We start from the raw sequence: 567 nt of genomic DNA, 5'->3' as shown, positions 1-567 counted from the left end.
CGCGAGGGTGGCCGGGCTGGACCGGATCGGCGGGGTCGACGCGAACGTGTCCAACTTGTCGGTGGTCTCCTTCCCCGCGACCGCCACCACCGCGGGCAATGCCACGGCGGGCAATGCCACGGCGGGCAATGCCACGGCGGGCGATGCCACCGCGGGCGATGCCACCGCGAGCAGTAGCTTCGTGGCCGGTGGCCCGCATCACGGCGACTCGAGCGCGGACGGCCCCAGCGCGGACGGCGGCGCTGACGACATCGGGGAGACATTCCCCGGCGCTCCGGCCGCCGCGGACTCGGGCAACGCGCCGGTGACCGCGACCCGGCTCACCCTGACCCCCGCCCAGCGGGATGCGCTGGCCCGAGACCGGAACAAAGCCGCCGGACGCCGCAAAGCCCTGGACCGCTCCCGCCGCGCCGCCAACCCCGCCCAGTACCGGCCCTCGACCCGGCAGCAAGCCCGCGCCGCCCGCCGCGCCCAGGCCGGCCTGCCCGTCAAACAGATCCATCTGCCGGGCGGGGAACGGCTCACCCAAGCACGGGGAAAACGCCCCGCACGGCCGCACCGGCACGA

1 protein-coding gene is annotated in these 567 nt (G+C 75.8%); it reads left to right on the top strand.

The window, feature by feature from the left end:
• Nucleotides 1-567: hypothetical protein (locus ABGB08_RS54725; RefSeq protein ID WP_347608584.1), on the top strand; the 567-nt coding region annotated here is incomplete at both ends.

It is taken from the genome of Acrocarpospora sp. B8E8 (assembly GCF_039871605.1).
In the GTDB taxonomy this organism is placed as follows: domain Bacteria; phylum Actinomycetota; class Actinomycetes; order Streptosporangiales; family Streptosporangiaceae; genus Acrocarpospora; species Acrocarpospora macrocephala.
This window is presented reverse-complemented; position numbering and strand designations above follow the sequence as displayed.